The 17059-nt window shown below is 51.6% G+C and carries 12 protein-coding genes and 2 pseudogenes; 5 read left to right on the top strand and 9 right to left on the bottom strand.

Annotated features, from left to right (window positions below; genetic code table 11):
• Window positions 1-453, bottom strand: a pseudogene (locus tag UC14_RS16610) (adhesin); the annotation flags it as partial.
• Window positions 454-783: 330 nt separating this feature from the next.
• Between UC14_RS16610 and UC14_RS16605 the strand changes: the two are divergent.
• Window positions 784-1110 carry a hypothetical protein gene (locus tag UC14_RS16605; protein ID WP_013575301.1) on the top strand — a complete coding sequence of 109 codons (327 nt, stop codon included), beginning with the start codon at window positions 784-786 and terminating at the stop codon, window positions 1108-1110.
• Between the two features lie 101 nt (window positions 1111-1211).
• On the opposite strand, the gene UC14_RS16600 is transcribed toward UC14_RS16605, so the two are convergent.
• Window positions 1212-1517 carry an EthD family reductase gene (locus UC14_RS16600; protein ID WP_013575302.1) on the bottom strand — a complete coding sequence of 102 codons (306 nt, stop codon included), beginning with the start codon at window positions 1515-1517 and terminating at the stop codon, window positions 1212-1214.
• Between the two features lie 153 nt (window positions 1518-1670).
• Here UC14_RS16600 and UC14_RS16595 point away from each other — a divergent pair, with 153 nt between their 5' ends.
• Window positions 1671-3050 (top strand): sodium:proton antiporter, encoded by a 1380-nt coding sequence (locus tag UC14_RS16595; RefSeq protein WP_013575303.1) that lies wholly within the window; start codon window positions 1671-1673, stop codon window positions 3048-3050.
• A 44-nt stretch (window positions 3051-3094) separates the two neighbouring features.
• Here UC14_RS16595 and znuB read toward each other — a convergent pair whose 3' ends face one another.
• Both znuB and znuC read right to left on the bottom strand, forming a co-directional pair.
• A complete protein-coding gene (gene znuB, locus UC14_RS16590; RefSeq protein ID WP_013575304.1) occupies window positions 3095-3880 on the bottom strand; it encodes a zinc ABC transporter permease subunit ZnuB in 786 nt (261 codons plus the stop codon).
• Window positions 3877-4635, bottom strand: a complete 759-nt coding sequence (gene znuC, locus UC14_RS16585; RefSeq protein WP_013575305.1) for a zinc ABC transporter ATP-binding protein ZnuC — start codon at window positions 4633-4635, stop codon at window positions 3877-3879. The genes znuB and znuC overlap by 4 nt, the downstream gene beginning before the upstream one ends.
• Window positions 4636-4730: 95 nt before the next feature.
• On the opposite strand from znuC, the pseudogene znuA reads away from it, so the two are divergent.
• From znuA to lpxM, 3 genes and pseudogenes are all read left to right on the top strand, one after another.
• A pseudogene (znuA, locus tag UC14_RS16580) lies at window positions 4731-5662 on the top strand (zinc ABC transporter substrate-binding protein ZnuA).
• A 20-nt stretch (window positions 5663-5682) separates the two neighbouring features.
• Complete coding sequence (gene mepM, locus UC14_RS16575) at window positions 5683-7017, top strand: murein DD-endopeptidase MepM (RefSeq protein ID WP_013575307.1); 1335 nt, start codon at window positions 5683-5685, stop codon at window positions 7015-7017.
• Window positions 7018-7122: 105 nt separating this feature from the next.
• Window positions 7123-8103, top strand: coding sequence for a lauroyl-Kdo(2)-lipid IV(A) myristoyltransferase (lpxM, locus tag UC14_RS16570; protein WP_112151896.1), 981 nt, complete (start codon window positions 7123-7125; stop codon window positions 8101-8103).
• A gap of 46 nt (window positions 8104-8149) precedes the next feature.
• Here the strand turns inward: lpxM and UC14_RS16565 are convergent, their stop codons facing one another.
• The 5 genes from UC14_RS16565 to pyk form a co-directional block, all read right to left on the bottom strand.
• Entirely contained in the window at window positions 8150-9370 is a 1221-nt protein-coding gene (locus UC14_RS16565) for an MFS transporter (RefSeq protein ID WP_013575309.1), read from the bottom strand.
• Between the two features lie 98 nt (window positions 9371-9468).
• Window positions 9469-11853 carry a GNAT family N-acetyltransferase gene (locus UC14_RS16560; protein WP_112151897.1) on the bottom strand — a complete coding sequence of 795 codons (2385 nt, stop codon included), beginning with the start codon at window positions 11851-11853 and terminating at the stop codon, window positions 9469-9471.
• Between the two features lie 14 nt (window positions 11854-11867).
• Window positions 11868-13178 carry a lysine N(6)-hydroxylase/L-ornithine N(5)-oxygenase family protein gene (locus UC14_RS16555; RefSeq protein WP_112151898.1) on the bottom strand — a complete coding sequence of 437 codons (1311 nt, stop codon included), beginning with the start codon at window positions 13176-13178 and terminating at the stop codon, window positions 11868-11870.
• A 13-nt stretch (window positions 13179-13191) separates the two neighbouring features.
• Complete coding sequence (locus UC14_RS16550; RefSeq protein WP_112198064.1) at window positions 13192-14760, bottom strand: aspartate aminotransferase family protein; 1569 nt, start codon at window positions 14758-14760, stop codon at window positions 13192-13194.
• 633 nt (window positions 14761-15393) lie between these two features.
• Window positions 15394-16836 (bottom strand): pyruvate kinase, encoded by a 1443-nt coding sequence (gene pyk / locus UC14_RS16545; RefSeq protein WP_013575313.1) that lies wholly within the window; start codon window positions 16834-16836, stop codon window positions 15394-15396.
• Between the last annotated feature and the right edge of the window lie 223 nt (window positions 16837-17059).

Genomic DNA, 17059 nt, shown 5'->3' with positions numbered 1-17059 from the left:
GTTCCCGGTAGGGTCATTTATAACAACGCCATCTTTAGCGGGTTCTGCGGGGGTTAAAGTAATTAACGGCACGGTTTCTGTTTTTATTGGCTCAGCCATCGAAATTTGGTCTACCGGAACTGTCGAGGTTCCGTTGTAGTAAGTATTGTTCAACAGGTAGTCGTGTACCTGCTGGAAACTGGTAGCGCTTTCAATTCCCTGTTTTATGTAATTTGGGTAACTCTGATGTGCGGAAAGATACTGATTAACTGCATCCGTTTCTTGCGATGTGAAGGCCGCACTGGCTGATTGTATGAAAGTTACAGAACTAACCATCAGTAACGACCCTGCAAGCATCCTGCAAAACGTAGCAGCAGAGACTCCAAATGGCTTCGTGAGGATCTTATTCTCGCGATTAACTTTGCGATTTGCAGCGGCGCTATGTTGAATTCGTTCTGAAACTTGTGCAGTCATTTGTTTTTTCCGATATTGAAATAAGTATCTGTTAGCGACAAATAAGAAGCATTATCAGAACGCTCTTTTTGTCTCTTTACGAAAATCATACATGCGGTGAATGTGACTTGCTTCACGCATTCAACGAACGTTTGACTTATGTCAAGAAACGTAAAGTTATAGCGCTACATGAATTTGTTTCACTTAGCTTGTTTGTTTGTAGCTAGCAGACACTAATTTTTGTGTCAGTGACACTGAAAACCAGTAATTTTCGTAGCGAATAGCGACGGGATGGAATCTCTATGAGATTCCTGTACAATGAGCAGGGTTATATAAATTGGAGATAAGTTTATGGCAGATAACGCAAATGAGTTCCTGGACTATGTCCGGAGGCTGGATATCGACCAGCCCGCGTTGTGTATCCTGTTGGGACTGCCTCGCAGCACGCTAAATAAGTGGATCAACGGCACTGTGACGCAGATCCCACAAGTGGCGGTAACGGCAATCAGAATGCTGTGGTTTATGCGTAAGAGTGATGAAGCACTGTTTGAAAAGTGGGCAATGGTGCAGGATTTTGGCGTCACCGCCGATTATGCGGTCAATGATAAGGCGCAGGAGTTTTTGCATACCATCAGGCGCGAGCCGAGTGCGCCAATCAAAAAGTTACTGATGAAATAATGGCGCTGGCAGGGTTTTATACAGCGTCCACACGACAATAAAAAAGGCGGCTAACCTGACGGGTTAATCGCCTTTTTTACCTTCAGGGCAGGGTGAATGGCTCAGACAACGACGTCGAAAATCATCTTCACGGGTTCGATATTGGTGAAGTTTGCCACGTCAGCGACAAAATCTGCCGCATTGTCTTTCATGCCTTTTTCAAAATCTTCCATTGAGTTGCAATAGATATGGCAGGCGGCGATGAATGGCGACTCAGCCGGAGCGCCCTCAGGCATTTTATCAATAGCGTAAGAATGGCAAAACTCGCCCATGCGGCGTTTGATCAGCGGTAAATGCACATCACGATAATAATCATGATCAAAGGTTCCGTTTTCGATATTTGGATACAGCACACTGTATTTAATCATTTTATGACTCGTCTTTTCCCGGATAAAAATCAATTTTAGCCTACCGGCTAAGAATACACCGCGCCATTTGTGCCTGATGTTATTTATCTGAAAAATCATTCATCTGCATACATGTACTATGCTTAATAGATTGATATTTAGTATGGGATAGACATGGGATTTTTAGGTTGGACAGCGGCGGTCGGAGGACTGCTATTGATTATGTCACTCGCATCGGGGTGGATTTCCCGCGGTCCGGTGACGACGTTTGGTTTATATCTGGCCGCAGGGATCGTCTGCGGTCCCTGGGTTTTGGATTTACTGCATATCGATCTGGTGGCGTATTCCACCCTCACCGCACATTTCACTGAAATCGCCATGGCGGCGTCATTATTTATTACCGGACTGAAACTCCGGTTGCCCTTTCGCGCACAAAGCTGGCGCGTCGGTGTGTTACTGGCTTTTCCTGCCATGTTACTGACCGTCCTGTGCGTCGCGGCTATTGCCCATTACATTACAGGTATTTCATGGCCACTGGCTCTTGCGTTGGGTGCCATCATTGCGCCGACGGATCCGGTGCTGGCCAGCATGATTGCAGTGAATGATGCCAATGATGATGACGGACTCAGGGTTGCACTTTCCAGCGAGGCGGGGATGAATGATGGTTCCGCGCTGCCCATCCTGATGCTGGCGCTGATGTTGTTTACCGCGCATGAAGGATTATCTTCACAAGAATTGTGGCACTGGGCATGGCGCGATGTGATCTGGGCATTGCTCGGCGGGCTGGCAATTGGCTTCGCGATGGGGAAACTGGTCGGGCTAAGTGCGACGCGTTTTCACAGCCGTCAGCGTACGGTCGCACCGAGTGATTTTCTGGCGTTGTCACTGATTGCGCTCAGTTACGCGGCCGCACAATCTCTTGATGCTTCCGGTTTCCTTGCAGCCTTTGCCGCCGGTGTCGGGTTGCGCAGCGCGGAAGTGCGCGTGGTCTCTTTGCATCCGCCGGAGGATCTGACGGACGGGTCGCGCCCGCCACCCGCTGAAGGCATGGTCAATCCACACCAGCGTCATTCGATGCAAGCTGAAATGCCGCGCAATTCGATCGGACTGATGGTGGGTGATGCACTGTCATTTGGCGATACCATTGAGCGGATTTTTGCCGCCGGGATTGTCATGGTGCTCGGGATAACGCTGGCGGAACACTGGGAGCCGATGGGGCTGTTGATCGCTGCGCTGCTGTTTATCGTCATCCGTCCTCTGGCTGTTTATATCACGACAATAGGCGTACACGTGCCCAAGGGCAGGCGGCTGATGATTGGCTGGTTTGGTATTCGCGGTATCGGCAGTATGAACTATATCGCTTACGCCTGGACGCACGGATTGCATGGCGCGGACGCCAACTATATGACCAACATCGCGTTCACGGTGATTGTCACCAGCGTGGTGATCCACGGCATAACCGTATCACCGGTGCTGCACTGGCGGCAGGCAAGGCAGGAAGCAGCGCAGGAAGAGCGGGAGGCACGGGAGAAAAGCCAGGAAGAAAAGGCATAAAAAACGGACGCTCAGGGCGTCCGTTTCTGTTTCTGGCGTTGCGGTCAGGCAATCTGTTTTTTACTGAGGCTGAGCATAAACAGCACCGCAGCGCACAGCACGACAGAAGGGCCAGCAGGCGTATCATAGAATGCAGAGAACGTCAGGCCGCCGGTCACCGCAATGATGCCAACCGCTACCGCGACGCAGGCCATTTGCTCAGGCGTTTTAGCGAAGCGTCGCGCTGTCGCGGCGGGGATAATCAGCAACGAGGTGATGATCAGCGCGCCGACGAACTTCATCGCCAGACCGATCGTCAGCGCTGTTACCAGCATCAGGACGATACGTGTGCGTTGCAGTTTTACGCCATCAACATGAGCAAGTTCCGGGCTGATGGTCATGGAAAGCAATGCCCGCCATTGCCAGCACAGCACCGCAATCACCACCGTTACGCCAGCACCAATCATCCAGATATCGCTGTAGGTCACTGACAGCAAATCACCAAACAAATACGCCATCAGATCCACACGTACGCCGGACATCAGGCTGACCACCACCAGACCGAGTGACAGGGCGCTGTGCGCCATAATTCCGAGCAGGGTATCGACGGCCAGATGCGGTTTCCGCTCGAGCACCACCAGTAACACGGCCAGCAATAACGTGACGGCGATAACGGTATAGAAAGGATTAACATTAAGCAGTAAGCCAAACGCTACGCCGAGCAGAGAGGCATGGGCCAGCGTATCGCCAAAATAGGACATGCGGCGCCAGACGACAAACGAGCCCAGCGGGCCAGCGGCAATCGCCAGCAATACACCCGCCAGCCAGCCGGGTAATAACAGCGCGATCATGCGTCACGACCTCCGGTGTTGCGCAAAATTATCTTTCCCTTTAAATCATGACGATGGTTGTGGTTGTGACGGTAAATCGCCAGTTGCTCGGCGCCACGGTTACCGAACATCGCAATAAATTCCGGATGCGTAGAGACCACTTCCGGCGAGCCGGAACAGCAGATGTGCTGGTTCAGGCACAGCACTTCGTCCGTTTTCGCCATCACCAGATGCAAGTCATGCGACACCATCAGCACCGCGCACCCCAATTCGCAGCGCAGGCTGTCGATCAGGTTGTACAGCGCCAGTTGTCCGTTGACGTCAACACCTTGCGTCGGTTCATCGAGCACCAGTAACTGCGGGCTGTTCATTAACGCACGCGCCAGTAAAACACGCTGATTTTCGCCGCCGGAGAGTTTTTGCATCGGTTGATCCAGCAGGTGCGCAGCCTGTACGCGTTTGAGCGCGGGCAGAATATCGCTTTTCTTCACACCGGGTTTCAGTCGCATAAAGCGGCTGACGGTCAGCGGCATGGTGGGATCAAGATGAATTTTTTGCGGAACATAGCCGATACGTAAACCGGGTTCGCAAGTCATCGTGCCTTCTGTCGGCGCAATCAGGCCAAGCACAACGCGCACTAATGTGGATTTCCCTGCGCCATTCGGGCCGAGAAGGGTCAGAATTTTCCCCGGTTGCAGGCTTAGCGAGATGTTGGACAACACGCGTCGCGAACCGAAAGTCACTGAAATATTTTGGAGCGTAGCTAATGTGGGCATGTCATAGGGTCTTGCAGAACAAATCGGATGTTATAATATTGCGTTTCGCTAAAAATAACCAGTTTTCCCCCAACCTGAAGATGAGTTCACTCAGCATGATACAGAAAAAAAGCGTTAAACGGATGTTTCTGGCAGCCGCAATATTGAGTTCAGGCGCGGTTTTCAGCACGCAGGCCGTGGTTCTGGCTTCCGTACGCCCGCTGGGTTTTATCGCGTCAGCCATTGCCGATGGCGTTATGCCGACGGAAGTGTTGCTGCCGGACGGCACATCTCCACATGATTTCGCCTTACGCCCTTCGGATATTGCACGCATGCGTAGCGCCGATCTGGTGGTGTGGGTGGGACCGGAAATGGAAGCTTTCATGACCAAATCTGCGGCGCAGTTGTCGCCGAACCGTCAGGTGGCCATCGCGACGTTACCGGCAGTGAAACAGCTGCTGATTAAGGGCAGTGATGATGACGAACATGAGGCTGATCATGACCATGATCACGATGACGCTGATCATCATCATGGCGAATACAATATGCATGTCTGGCTGTCGCCGGAAATTGCCCGCGAGGCTGCTATTGTGATCCATAACAAGCTCGTAGCGCTGGTTCCGCAAAAAAAGCAACAATTAGATGCAAATTTATCTCATTTTGAAGACACCTTGACAAAAGCTGACAAAAACCTTGGTAGTATTCTGCAACCTGTTCAGGGTAAGGGATATTTTGTTTTTCACGATGCCTATGGCTACTTTGAAAAACACTTCGGCCTTTCGCCACTTGGTCACTTTACGATCAATCCCGAAATTCAACCCGGTGCACAGCGATTACATCTCATTCGAACACAGTTGGTTGAGCAAAAAGCGACCTGCGTTTTTGCTGAGCCACAATTCAGGCCGGCGTCATAACGGCTGTTGCCCAGGGAACAAAAGTGCGTATGGGCACATTGGATCCTCTGGGGAGCAGCATTGCACTGGGTGCGGACAGCTATGTGAACTTTTTGTCACAGCTGACGAACCAGTACCTGAGCTGCCTGAAGTAAGCTAAAAGGACAGAATTTAAGTGCAGCTGATAGCCCGATCTATCGCTCTGGCGTATAGCAACCTTCCACGGCCCCATCGCATTATGCTGGGGTCTCTTACCGTCGTCACACTGGCTGTGGCCGTATGGAAACCGTTAGCTTACCACCCGGACAATGACCTTTCTGATACCCGACCGCTGGTTAAAAATATCACACTTGATAATCAGCAACTGCGTTCACTGCTTCCCGAAGCCAGCGAACCTATCGACCAGTCTCCCCCCGCTGATGATGACATTCCGCAAGATGATCTTGACGATAAAACTGTCAATGAAGCGGGCGTGCATGAGTATGTGGTTTCTACCGGCGATACCCTCAGCAGCATTCTGAATCAGTACGGCATTGATATGTCGGAAATTGCTGCGCTTTCTGACGCCAACCGTGATTTACGTAACCTGAAAATCGGCCAGCAGATTTCCTGGACACTTAACGATGCCGGGGATTTACAGCGTTTGACGTGGGAAAAATCACGTCGCGAAACCTATACCTTTGACCGTTCCGGCAATACCTTCAAATCGTCTCTGGAAACCCTGAAAGGGGAATGGAAAGACTCCGTATTGAAAGGGACGCTGAACGGCAGTTTTGTCACCAGTGCCAAAGCGGCAGGGCTGAGCAGCGCTGAAGTCAGTGCTGTCATTAAGGCGCTGCAATGGCAACTCGATTTCCGTAAATTGAAGAAAGGCGACGACTTTGCAGTACTGATGTCCAATGAAGTGCTGGACGGTAAGAACGAGCAAAGTGAATTGCAGGCAGTGCGTATGCGCACTGGCGGTAAAGACTACTACGCCGTGCGCGCCGAAGACGGTAAGTTCTATGACCGTACCGGCAGCGGGCTGGCGAAAGGTTTTCTGCGCTTCCCGACGGGCAAACAGTACCGCGTTTCGTCTAACTTCAATCCGCGTCGTCTGAACCCGGTGACCGGGCGTATTGCGCCGCACCGTGGCGTCGATTTCGCCGTACCTGTCGGTACGCCTGTTCTGGCGGTGGGTGATGGCGAAGTGGTCGTTGCCAAGAACGGCGGCGCTGCGGGTAACTATGTGGCCATTCGTCATGGTCGTCAGTACATGACCCGTTATATGCATCTGCGTAAACTGTTGGTGAAACCCGGTCAGAAAGTGAAACGGGGGGATCGCATCGCGCTTTCCGGCAATACTGGTCGCTCAACCGGCCCGCATCTGCACTTTGAAATGTGGATTAACCAGCTGGCTGTGAATCCGCTGACGGCTAAACTGCCGCGCACCGAAGGGCTGACAGGTAAAGATCGCAGTACTTACCTGGCCACCGTTCGTCAGGTTGTTCCTCAACTGAAGCTGGACTGACCGTTCAGGATCCCCTTTTGCGCTTAATGTTCCTAAGCAGTGATTTATTGCAAAATAAATCACTGCACTTATCATTAAGGCAGAATTTGTCATAAGAGCCTGAGCATGCAGCCAGAAAAAGAAAAACGATCTACCGTAGAATTTATTCCGCAGTTTCAGAAAGCCTTCTATTTTCCGCGTTACTGGGGCGTCTGGCTGGGCGTCGGAGCGATGGCCGCAATGGCGTATATGCCCGCAAAGGTTCGTGACCCTATATTAGGCAGTCTTGGCCGTCTGGCCGGAAAGTTTGCGAAAGGCGCACGTCGTCGTGCGCAAATTAATCTGCTGTACTGCCTGCCGGAAACCTCTGAAGCGGAGCGTGAACATATCATCGATGAAATGTTTGCCACCGCGCCACAATCCATGGTGATGATGGCTGAGCTGGCGATCCGTGACCCCAAAAAAGTCATGCAGCGCGTTCACTGGCACGGCAAGGAAATTGTCGATCAGATGCATGCCGAAGGTAAAAATGTGATTTTTCTGGTGCCACATGGATGGGCTGTGGATATTCCGGCGATGCTGATGGCCGCTGACGGACATCCGATGGCCGCCATGTTCCATAATCAGAAAAACCCGCTGACCGATTATCTGTGGAATACCGTTCGCCGTCGTTTTGGTGGCCGGATGCATGCGCGTAATGATGGCATCAAGCCGTTTATCAGTTCGGTGCGTCAGGGATACTGGGGCTACTATCTGCCGGATCAGGATCACGGTGCTGAGCACAGCGAGTTCGTCGATTTCTTCGCGACCTACAAGGCGACATTGCCTGCGGTAGGACGCCTGATGAAAGTGTGCCGTGCGTCGATCATACCGTTGTTTCCGGTGTATAACGGCCACGAACAACGTCTCGATATTTATGTGCGCCCGCCAATGGATGATCTGGCCACTGCCGATGATAACCGCATTGCGCGCCGGATGAATGAGGAAGTGGAAGTGCTGGTCGGGCCGAATCCGGAACAGTACACCTGGATCCTCAAGTTGCTTAAAACCCGCAAACCGGGTGAGCCTGAGCCCTATTCACGCAAAGAGCTTTATCCCAAAAAGTAACGGTAAAAAGATTTGAAAAAGCTGAGGCTCGCACCTCAGCTTTTTTTTATGCTTTTTCAGGGATACGTTTGAGAAACACTGCAATCAGCAATGTGCCGGTGACACCGGAAATCATGCCTGCCAGCATAAAAATGCCGTTGCCCAGTGCGAAATACAACTGCTTTGCCACTTCTATACCCGCCGCAAAAACCACAATGGTGAGCAGCCCAAGTGCAGCGGCGACCGTGCCTTTACCGGTCGGGCTGGAAAACAGCGTCAGGCGGTAAAGCCCGGCATTTACCAGTCCCGAGCCCAGCGCATAGAGGCTCAGCCCGCCAATCATCCAGCCCCAGGCATGTACCATAAACAGCGCGGCATAAGCACTGACTGCCAGACCGAGAACTATCGGCGCGAGACCGAGCCAGACAGGCGTGCGGATATTCACTTTGCCACTGAGTTTGCTGAGCGTGATGTTACCGATAATCAATCCGGTAAATACCGGCACTTGCCACCATCCGTACTGTAGCGGCGTCATTCCGCCATCCTGAATCAGTAATACCGGCGACTGCGCCACCCATGCCAGCAACGGCAGGGTGATTAACCCGATAGACAGCGAACCGAGCACCACGCCTTTGTTGGTGAAAACTTCGCGGTAATCGGTCAGTAGCCTGCGCATTGAAAAACGCTCCCCGCGACCGCTGGCGGTTTCCGGCATACTGCGCCACAGACCCCAGAATGAGAATGCAGAGACCAGTGAGAACAACGCAAACATGGCTTTCCATGGTGCGTAATGAATAAACGCCGCGCCAGCCAGCGGCCCGAGCAGGGGAGCGATCAACGTGATGTTCGCCATCAGCGCCATCAGTTTAACGCTCATTGTTTCACTGAACGCTTCCTGAATGGCGGCATAACCTACCGCGCCGATAAAGCACAGGCTCATCCCCTGTAAAAAACGCATCAGAATGAACTGTTCAATGTTTCGGGTGAAAACCGTCAGCAGACAGGTGACGGTGAAAAAGGCCACGCCTGTCAGCAGCACCGGCCTGCGGCCAAGGCGGTCGGAAAGCGGCCCGAGCAACCATTGCAGCAAAATACCGCCGCACAAATAAGCGGTTAGCGAGGTTGAAACCCAGTCGGCACTTGCGCTGAAATCACTGATCACCTGCAGCATACCCGGCTGGATCATATCGTGGGCAATATAGGTGGCGAACTCGAATAGCACCAGTGACAGCGGGAACAGCCACTGGCGGAAATTCAGCCGCGAAGCGGGTTCGGAAACGGACGACATAACCTTAATTCTCCGGGTCTTAAAATCGAAAAAGCGCGGCCTGTGAAAGCCGCGCTACTATTCATGGCATTAAAGCTTCATCAGATTAAACCGGGTTTTCAGTAGCGGTTAGCATAGGCCGCAATCGGGTTTTCCAGCGTGCCGGCGAATTTCAGGTTCTGCGCCGGATCTGACAGGTTGATCATCTGCTGATTATTCGCCAGTTGCAGACGGTTCAGGCATGAGTGCGTAAACTCGGCGCCAAACATGTCATAACGGGCAAATTTCTCCGACAGTTCCGGATACTGAATCTGATAGTCGCGTACCACTTCGGCTACCACCTGCCAGAACTGCCCGGCAGGATAATTGCCATGTTCTTCCAGAATACGGGCGATAAAGCGGAATACCCCGGCAAAGACGTCAGTGAAAATCGACAAAATTTTAAGATTTTCCGGTACGTCCACCGCCAGACGTTTGGCTTTTTCCGGCAGGCTGGCGTCGGGGTTCATCACCGCAATTTCCTCGGCGATATCCTTCATGAAAGCATTCACCGGAATATTGTTTTCGAACCGCAGGATCAGGTTTTCGCCATGCGGCATAAACACCAGGTCGTACTGATAAAAGCAGTGTAGCAGCGGGCTGAGATAGGCGTGCATGTAGCGTTTAAGCCAGTCGCCGGTGGCCAGACCGGATGATTTGATCATCTCGATAATCAGTGCATCGCCGTGTTTATCGGTGTGCAGCAGGGCGGCCATGGTCATCAGACGCTGATTTGGCTGCAACAAAGCGACCGGATTTTCGCGCCACAACGCCGCAAACATTTTCTTGTACGCGCTGTCGCCTTTGATGGCTTGTTCGAAATAGTGATTGTGGTAACCGAGTGACGCGACTTCCTGCAAAATGCTGAAACCGGTGGATTGCAAATACGCATCGTTTTCGACCAGATCCGCCAGCCATTCATTAATGCCCGGTGTGGTCGCCATATAGTAAGGTGAAAGCCCGCGCATAAAGCCCATGTTCAGGATCGACAGCGCCGTTTTAACGTAACGTCCTTTCGGACGGCTGGCATTGTAGAAGGTGCGGATTGACTGTTGTGCCAGATAGTTATCATCACCTTCACCGAGATAAATCAGAAACTGACGGGCGATATCCGGTGCGAAGACGGTCAGTAATTTGTTCTGCCACTGCCACGGATGTACCGGCATGAAGTAGTAATTTTTCGGGTCGACATCTTTATCAACCAGCTTTTGCGTGAAAGCACAAATCTGCGCTTCACCCAGTTCTTCCGCGATCAGTTTTTCATACGGTAAACCTTCGACACTGGCGAAATGTGCTTTGTCATGATGAACCGCCACCCAGACCAGTTGCAGTGGATTGGCCGCTTCCGGCGCGTAACGGACATAATCACCGGCATCAAAACCGATACGGCCGTTGTTGGCGATAAAGCTCGGATGGCCTTCGGTCATGCTGGTTTCGACGGTCTGGAAATCGGCCTGCGACAGTTGTTTCGCTGTGGTGTGATTGTTTGCCAGTTTGTAGGCACTGCTGTAAAGCGTGCTGCTGATTTCTTCCAGATAGGTCGGCAGCATGGCCTGGGAAATACCAATTTGCTCGGCGAATTCAATGATAAATTTAACCGCGTCCAACGGCTGCGGGATAAAATTATCCAGGCGCTGAATGCTGTCGAGATCAATCATCCAGTCATTCAGAGGCAACTGGCGGGCACGGAAACGATATTCTATTTCCGAGGCCGGTACTGCCAGCTGATAGTCAGTCCAGGTGCCGGTCGTTTTCAACGCCTGCGGCGCGAGCAGACGTTCATGGGTCAGTTCCGCCAGGCATTTTCGCAGCAGCAGGGCATTCGCTTTTGCCCAGATTTCCGGTTGCAGGTGCTCACCGGTTTGCAGATTTGCAGGAGTCATGGTGTGTTTTTCCTTCTGGCTTGCCTGAAAAAAATCTTCACGCTGGCAAAATGCCAGCCATGCAGTTTTGTGTGTCAGTTGAATTTGTTTCTGATAGCGGAAACCGGCGCGCTTATTCAGCTTGTGAATCTTTTCGTTACGAACATCCGGCTCGACCACTACGCGGCGGACTTCGGGCTGGCTGAACAGGTATTCCATCACGGCCGAGAACACCTGCCAGCTGAAGCCTGACACCGGTTTTTCGGCCGGTGACAGCAGAATATGCATGCCCATATCGCCGGGCCGGACGTCGTAATGTTCATGCAACGGGTCATCCTGAACCGGATAGCATTCGATGAGAAATTGCGGCTGACCGTCTATTTCGCCCATCAACGCCGCCAGCGGTTTACCGTGAGTCAGGTTGCGATAGAAGCTGTCGACTTCTGCGAGGGTACTGTTCTGCATTCCCCAGAAATGTGCGTAGGGCTGCGTCATCCAGTCATGTAAAACGGCGGCATCTTTCTCCAGCGCCAGCGGGCGTAAAGACAGTTTTCCTGCGTCGCGCTGGCAGGAGAATACGGCGGTTGAAATGGCATCAGACATGGGTAAATTCTCCGTTAGTTTGCGCCAGGGATGCGGGCCCCAAAGGTCTGGAAGGCGATGGATTTCTCCAGCGGATACACTTCACTGCCGAGCATCTCGCGGATTATGGTGCTGTTGCGGTAGCACGCCATGCCCAGATCCGGAGTGACGAAGCCGTGCGTATGCAGCTCGGCGTTTTGTACGAAAATCTGGTTGTGCGCATCGATGCTGTAATTGCGGTTGACGGCGTAACGGCCCGCGTCATCCCACTGAATACGGTTGTAAATGCCTTCAACAAACTGCGGTGGCTGATAGCCGTAACCCGTTGCGAGGATCACGGATTCCGTGCGGTGTCGGTATTCCTGTTGTTGTTCGTGGTGGAGCAGGGTCATTTCCAGTTCGCCGCTGCGGCTGCGGGTCAGTGCTTTCAGTTCCGAATGTGTATACAAATCGACATTCAGCGGGCCGTCGAGACGTTTAACGTACATCAGATCGTAAATGTCGTTGATCAGACTGATGTTAATGCCCTTATACAGGCATTTTTGTTCACGATTGAGCTGATCGCGCTTGCTCATTGGCAGCGCGTGGAAATAATCGATGTATTCCGGTGAGGTCATTTCCAGCGTCAGTTTGCTGTATTCCAGCGGGTAGAAACGCGGAGCGCGGGTCACCCAGGTCAGGTGGTAATCGTGCTTATCGATATCAGAGAGCAGGTCATAGTAAATTTCTGCGGCACTCTGGCCGCTGCCGACCACGGTAATGGATTTCGAATTCTGTACCTGCTCTTTGTTCGGCAAATAGGCCGAGGAATGATGCACGTTCCTGCCGGCATCCCGCGCACAGGCGGGTATCCACGGCGACGGTCCTGTGCCGAGAACCAGCCTTTTGGTGCGGTAGATCTGCTTTTCGCCGCTTTTGGTTGAGCGCGTTTCAACCAGATAGCATTCCTGCACGGCATCCCAGGTGACCAGTTCCACGCGCGTGGAGAATTGCAGGCTGGTCAGTTGGCTGCATGCCCACTGGCAATACTGATTGAACTCTTTACGCATCATGAAGAAGTCTTCACGGATGTAGAACGAGTAAAGTTTCCCCTGTAATTTCAGGTAATTCAGGAAGCTGTAAGGGCTGGTCGGATCGGCGAGAGTCACCAGATCTGCCATGAACGGCGTCTGTAAATGCGCGCTTTCCAGCATCATACCGGTGTGCCAGTCGAAGCTGTCATTCTGGTCTAAAAACAGACCGTTCAGTTCTTTCACTGGTTCAGTCAGACAGGCCAGCCCGAGGTTAAACGGGCCGATGCCCACGGCGATGAAATCATACGTTTGGTCGTTTGAATGGATATTCATGGTGCGGCTCCTTTTACCGGTTTTTCGCGGCGCTCAGCGCGCTGGCAGTCAGTTCTTTGCCGTAATGCGTGATCAGGCTGAGCACATCGGCAACGTCTTCCCTGGTGGTGGTGGGGTTCAGTAAGGTGAATTTCAGATACTGACGCTGATGCACTTTGGTACCGGCGATAACGGCGCTGCCGTCGCGGAAAATGGCCTTGCGGATCCCGGCATTGATTTCGTCAATCTGTTCATGACTCATGGAGATACGCGGCACAAAACGGAATACCAGCGTGCTCAGTTCCGGTTTATGCAGCACTTCGATATTCGGATTTTGTTCCATCATCTGATGCGTTTCTGTTGCGCGTGCCAGCAGCACATCAAATGATTCCCCCAGTGCTTGTTGACCCATAATGCGCAACGTCAGCCACATTTTGAGGGCATCAAAACGTTTGGTGGTCTGGATACTTTTGTTCACCAGATTTGGCGTGCCTTCCAGTTTCGCACTCAGCGGATTCAGGTATTCAGCGTGGTGCGTGACGTGCTCCAGATGGCTGTGATCGTTAACCAGGAATGCGCTGCAGCTCACCGGCTGGAAGAAGGATTTGTGATAATCCACGGTAACGGAATCGGCCAGATGGATCCCTTCAATGCGCTGGCGATGCTGAGGTGAAACCAGCAAACCGCAGCCGTATGCGGCATCAGCATGCATCCAGATTTTTTCCTGGCGGCAGATTTCAGCGATCTCATTCAGCGGGTCAATGCTGCCAAAGTCAGTCGTACCGGCGGTTGCCACGACCGCAATTGGAATCAACCCTTCAGTGTGGCAGCGCTCAATTTCCTGACGGAGCGCGGCAATATCCATACGGAAAGCGCTGTCGCAGGCGACTGGCACCACGGCGTCATAACCCAGGCCGAGCAGGGCAGCGGATTTCTGAATACTGAAATGACTGACCTGTGAACTGAAAATACGCCAGCGGTTGGCTTCCGGCGGCAGCCCCTGGTACTTGATGCTGTGCTGCGGGCGGGTGCGTTTGCAATGACTGTCTCGTGCCAGCAGCATTGCCATCAGATTAGACTGCGTACCGCCGCTGGTGAAAATACCATCTGACTGTGCGCCAAAACAGATCCGGGCGAGTGTCCAGTCAATAACTTTTTGCTCGATGAGTGTGCCGCCTGCGCTCTGATCCCAGGTATCCACAGAGGAGTTGATGGCGCTGATAAACAGTTCCGCCAGTTGGGAAGGTACTACGGTCGGACAGTTGAGATGCGCGAGGTATTTCGGATGGTGGAAATAGACCGCGTGCTGAAGATATAAATCATCCAGTTCTTCCAGCGCCAGCCGCGTTCCGTCTAAAGGTTTGGTCAGGTCAATATGGCGAAATTGCTCGGCTAATTCAGCCGGAGAAACGCCGGAAAAAGGTTTCTCAGTATGGTTAATATGGGATTTAATTAATTCGAGGCCTTGCTCAATCAGTGTCTGCCATTCAGAAGTGCTGTTCTGGTTAAAAATATAACCTTTATTTTTGCTTATATTCGCCTGAGTGATTGTCAGGTCTTGAGTGCCGGATTGCATTAATTCCCAGTTATTTATCTGGCTCATTCTGGATCCTTTTGGTTAGTCCTTTTCATCCTCAGCAGGCGTGGGGCGGCCACCCGGATAAAGTCAGGATTTAGCAGTGAACGTAAGCATCAGCAGGCAGGGCTGATGGCCATGCCTGTAAAGTGTATGGTTAAATATTTTATGTTATAAAAAATAAACAGTGATATGTCTTGTTTGAATTCCTTAGTGCGGACTTATACAAGGTTTTAACGATTGAGAATCATTATAAATGCAAATCATTATCATTCAATAACGACATTGAACATTTGCCCATAACAGAACTTTTTGATTGTTTAATGTGATGCATGTCACATAAATTTCTGAAGGATAAGTACGGAGTACACATTCCTATGAGATGAATCTGTATTTGTTATACGTTTGCTGACTTAAAAGAACGGTTGTCTTGCGATAAAAAGTTATATTTAAGCGCAATGTTTGTAGGTGTAATGAATTTTCATCACGCAATGTTTTATGCAGGGAACCCGATTATTTCAAACGAATGGCAAAATAATGATCAAATTAAGACTGTTGACTGACCAGCAGGAGGGAGTAATAGATTCAGGGGCAGGACGAAAATAAAAAAGGCCGATCACGATGGTCGGCCATATGTTTATATCTTATTACATTTCACCATTATTCTACACGCAGTATGCGGCTGGTATTGGTGGTACCGACGGTACTCATGACATCACCCTGGGTGATGATCACCAGATCGCCTGACAAAAGGTAACCTTTATCACGCAGTAAGTTCACGGCATCCTGTGCGCCCGCTACGCCGTCATTTGCGCTGTCGAAGAAGACAGGGGTAACGCCGCGGTAAATCGCGGTCAGATTCAGTGTGTGTTCGTGGCGCGACATGGCAAAGATCGGCAGGCCGGAGCTGATACGTGACAACATCAGCGCGGTACGCCCGGACTCGGTCATGGAAATGATCGCCGTGACCCCTTTCAGGTGGTTTGCCGCGTACATGGCGGACATTGCAATGGCTTCTTCGATGTTATCGAATTCCACGTCCAGGCGGTGTTTGGAAACGTTAATGCTTGGGATTTTTTCTGCGCCCAGACATACGCGCGCCATGGCTGCCACAGTTTCAGCAGGATATTGACCCGCAGCCGTTTCCGCTGACAGCATGACCGCATCTGTGCCATCGAGCACGGCGTTCGCTACGTCCATCACTTCTGCACGGGTTGGCATCGGGTTAGTGATCATCGATTCCATCATCTGGGTCGCAGTGATCACCGCGCGGTTCAGCTGACGTGCACGACGGATCAGTTTTTTCTGGATACCCACCAGCTCAGGATCGCCGATTTCAACACCCAGGTCACCGCGGGCCACCATCACGACATCGGATGCCAGAATGATGTCATCCATTGCTTCATCTGACGCTACCGCTTCAGCGCGTTCGACTTTAGACACGATTTGCGCATTACAGCCTGCATCGCGTGCCAGACGGCGCGCGTAGTTAAGATCTTCGCCGGTGCGTGGGAATGAAACTGCCAGATAATCTACGTCCATTTTGGCCGCAGTAATAATGTCTGCTTTATCTTTCTCAGTCAGCGCTTCGGCAGAAAGACCTCCGCCCAGCTTATTGATGCCTTTATTGTTAGACAGCGGGCCGCCCACGGTCACTTCCGTGAACACTTTCATGCCCTGAACTTCGAGTACTTTTAGCTGCACACGGCCGTCATCAAGTAACAGAATATCACCCGGCACCACATCAGCTGGGAGACCTTTATAGTCGATGCCGACTTTTTCTTTATCGCCTTCACCCTTGCTCATGTTGGCATCGAGCAGGAATTTGTCACCGATATTGAGGAAAACTTTACCTTCTTTGAAGGTCGATACACGGATTTTCGGACCTTGCAGATCGCCAAGAATCGCGACGTGGCGGCCGAGACGCGCGGCTATTTCACGCACTTTGTTAGCGCGAAGAATGTGATCTTCAGCGGTTCCGTGGGAGAAATTCATACGCACAACGTTCGCACCAGCAGCAATGATCTTCTCAAGATTATTGTCGCGGTCAGTTGCAGGGCCGAGCGTGGTAACAATCTTCGTTCTTCTGAGCCTTCTGGACATGCCTAACTCCGTTAACTGATGAAACATGGTAATGCAAAAAAACAGCGAGCCCACATTGGGTTTAGGTGTAATTGTAATACAAAAGGGTTTCACCTGTGTGACCCGCTGACCTCATGTCTGACATTTACCCTGCGCACTTTGCGCGTAGATTTCCCGCCAGACTCCCTATTAAATCAATGATGATTTGTTCATATATTCTATGAATGATTTGATGTGCCGACTC

It is taken from the genome of Rahnella sp. NRRL B-41462 (genome assembly GCF_003263525.1).
GTDB classification, from domain to species: domain Bacteria; phylum Pseudomonadota; class Gammaproteobacteria; order Enterobacterales; family Enterobacteriaceae; genus Rahnella; species Rahnella aceris.
This window is presented reverse-complemented; position numbering and strand designations above follow the sequence as displayed.

What these genes read in the sequence shown, in the direction of transcription:
- UC14_RS16565 (WP_013575309.1), bottom strand. Translation starts at nt 9,370, where the DNA reads ATGTCGTCCGTTTCCGAACCCGCTTCGCGGCTGAATTTCCGCCAGTGG.
- UC14_RS16600 (WP_013575302.1), bottom strand. Translation starts at nt 1,517, where the DNA reads ATGATTAAATACAGTGTGCTGTATCCAAATATCGAAAACGGAACCTTT.
- UC14_RS16605 (WP_013575301.1), top strand. Translation starts at nt 784, where the DNA reads ATGGCAGATAACGCAAATGAGTTCCTGGACTATGTCCGGAGGCTGGAT.
- znuC (WP_013575305.1), bottom strand. Translation starts at nt 4,635, where the DNA reads ATGCCCACATTAGCTACGCTCCAAAATATTTCAGTGACTTTCGGTTCG.
- UC14_RS16550 (WP_112198064.1), bottom strand. Translation starts at nt 14,760, where the DNA reads ATGAGCCAGATAAATAACTGGGAATTAATGCAATCCGGCACTCAAGAC.
- UC14_RS16560 (WP_112151897.1), bottom strand. Translation starts at nt 11,853, where the DNA reads ATGTCTGATGCCATTTCAACCGCCGTATTCTCCTGCCAGCGCGACGCA.
- UC14_RS16555 (WP_112151898.1), bottom strand. Translation starts at nt 13,178, where the DNA reads ATGAATATCCATTCAAACGACCAAACGTATGATTTCATCGCCGTGGGC.
- znuB (WP_013575304.1), bottom strand. Translation starts at nt 3,880, where the DNA reads ATGATCGCGCTGTTATTACCCGGCTGGCTGGCGGGTGTATTGCTGGCG.
- pyk (WP_013575313.1), bottom strand. Translation starts at nt 16,836, where the DNA reads ATGTCCAGAAGGCTCAGAAGAACGAAGATTGTTACCACGCTCGGCCCT.
- UC14_RS16595 (WP_013575303.1), top strand. Translation starts at nt 1,671, where the DNA reads ATGGGATTTTTAGGTTGGACAGCGGCGGTCGGAGGACTGCTATTGATT.
- lpxM (WP_112151896.1), top strand. Translation starts at nt 7,123, where the DNA reads ATGCAGCCAGAAAAAGAAAAACGATCTACCGTAGAATTTATTCCGCAG.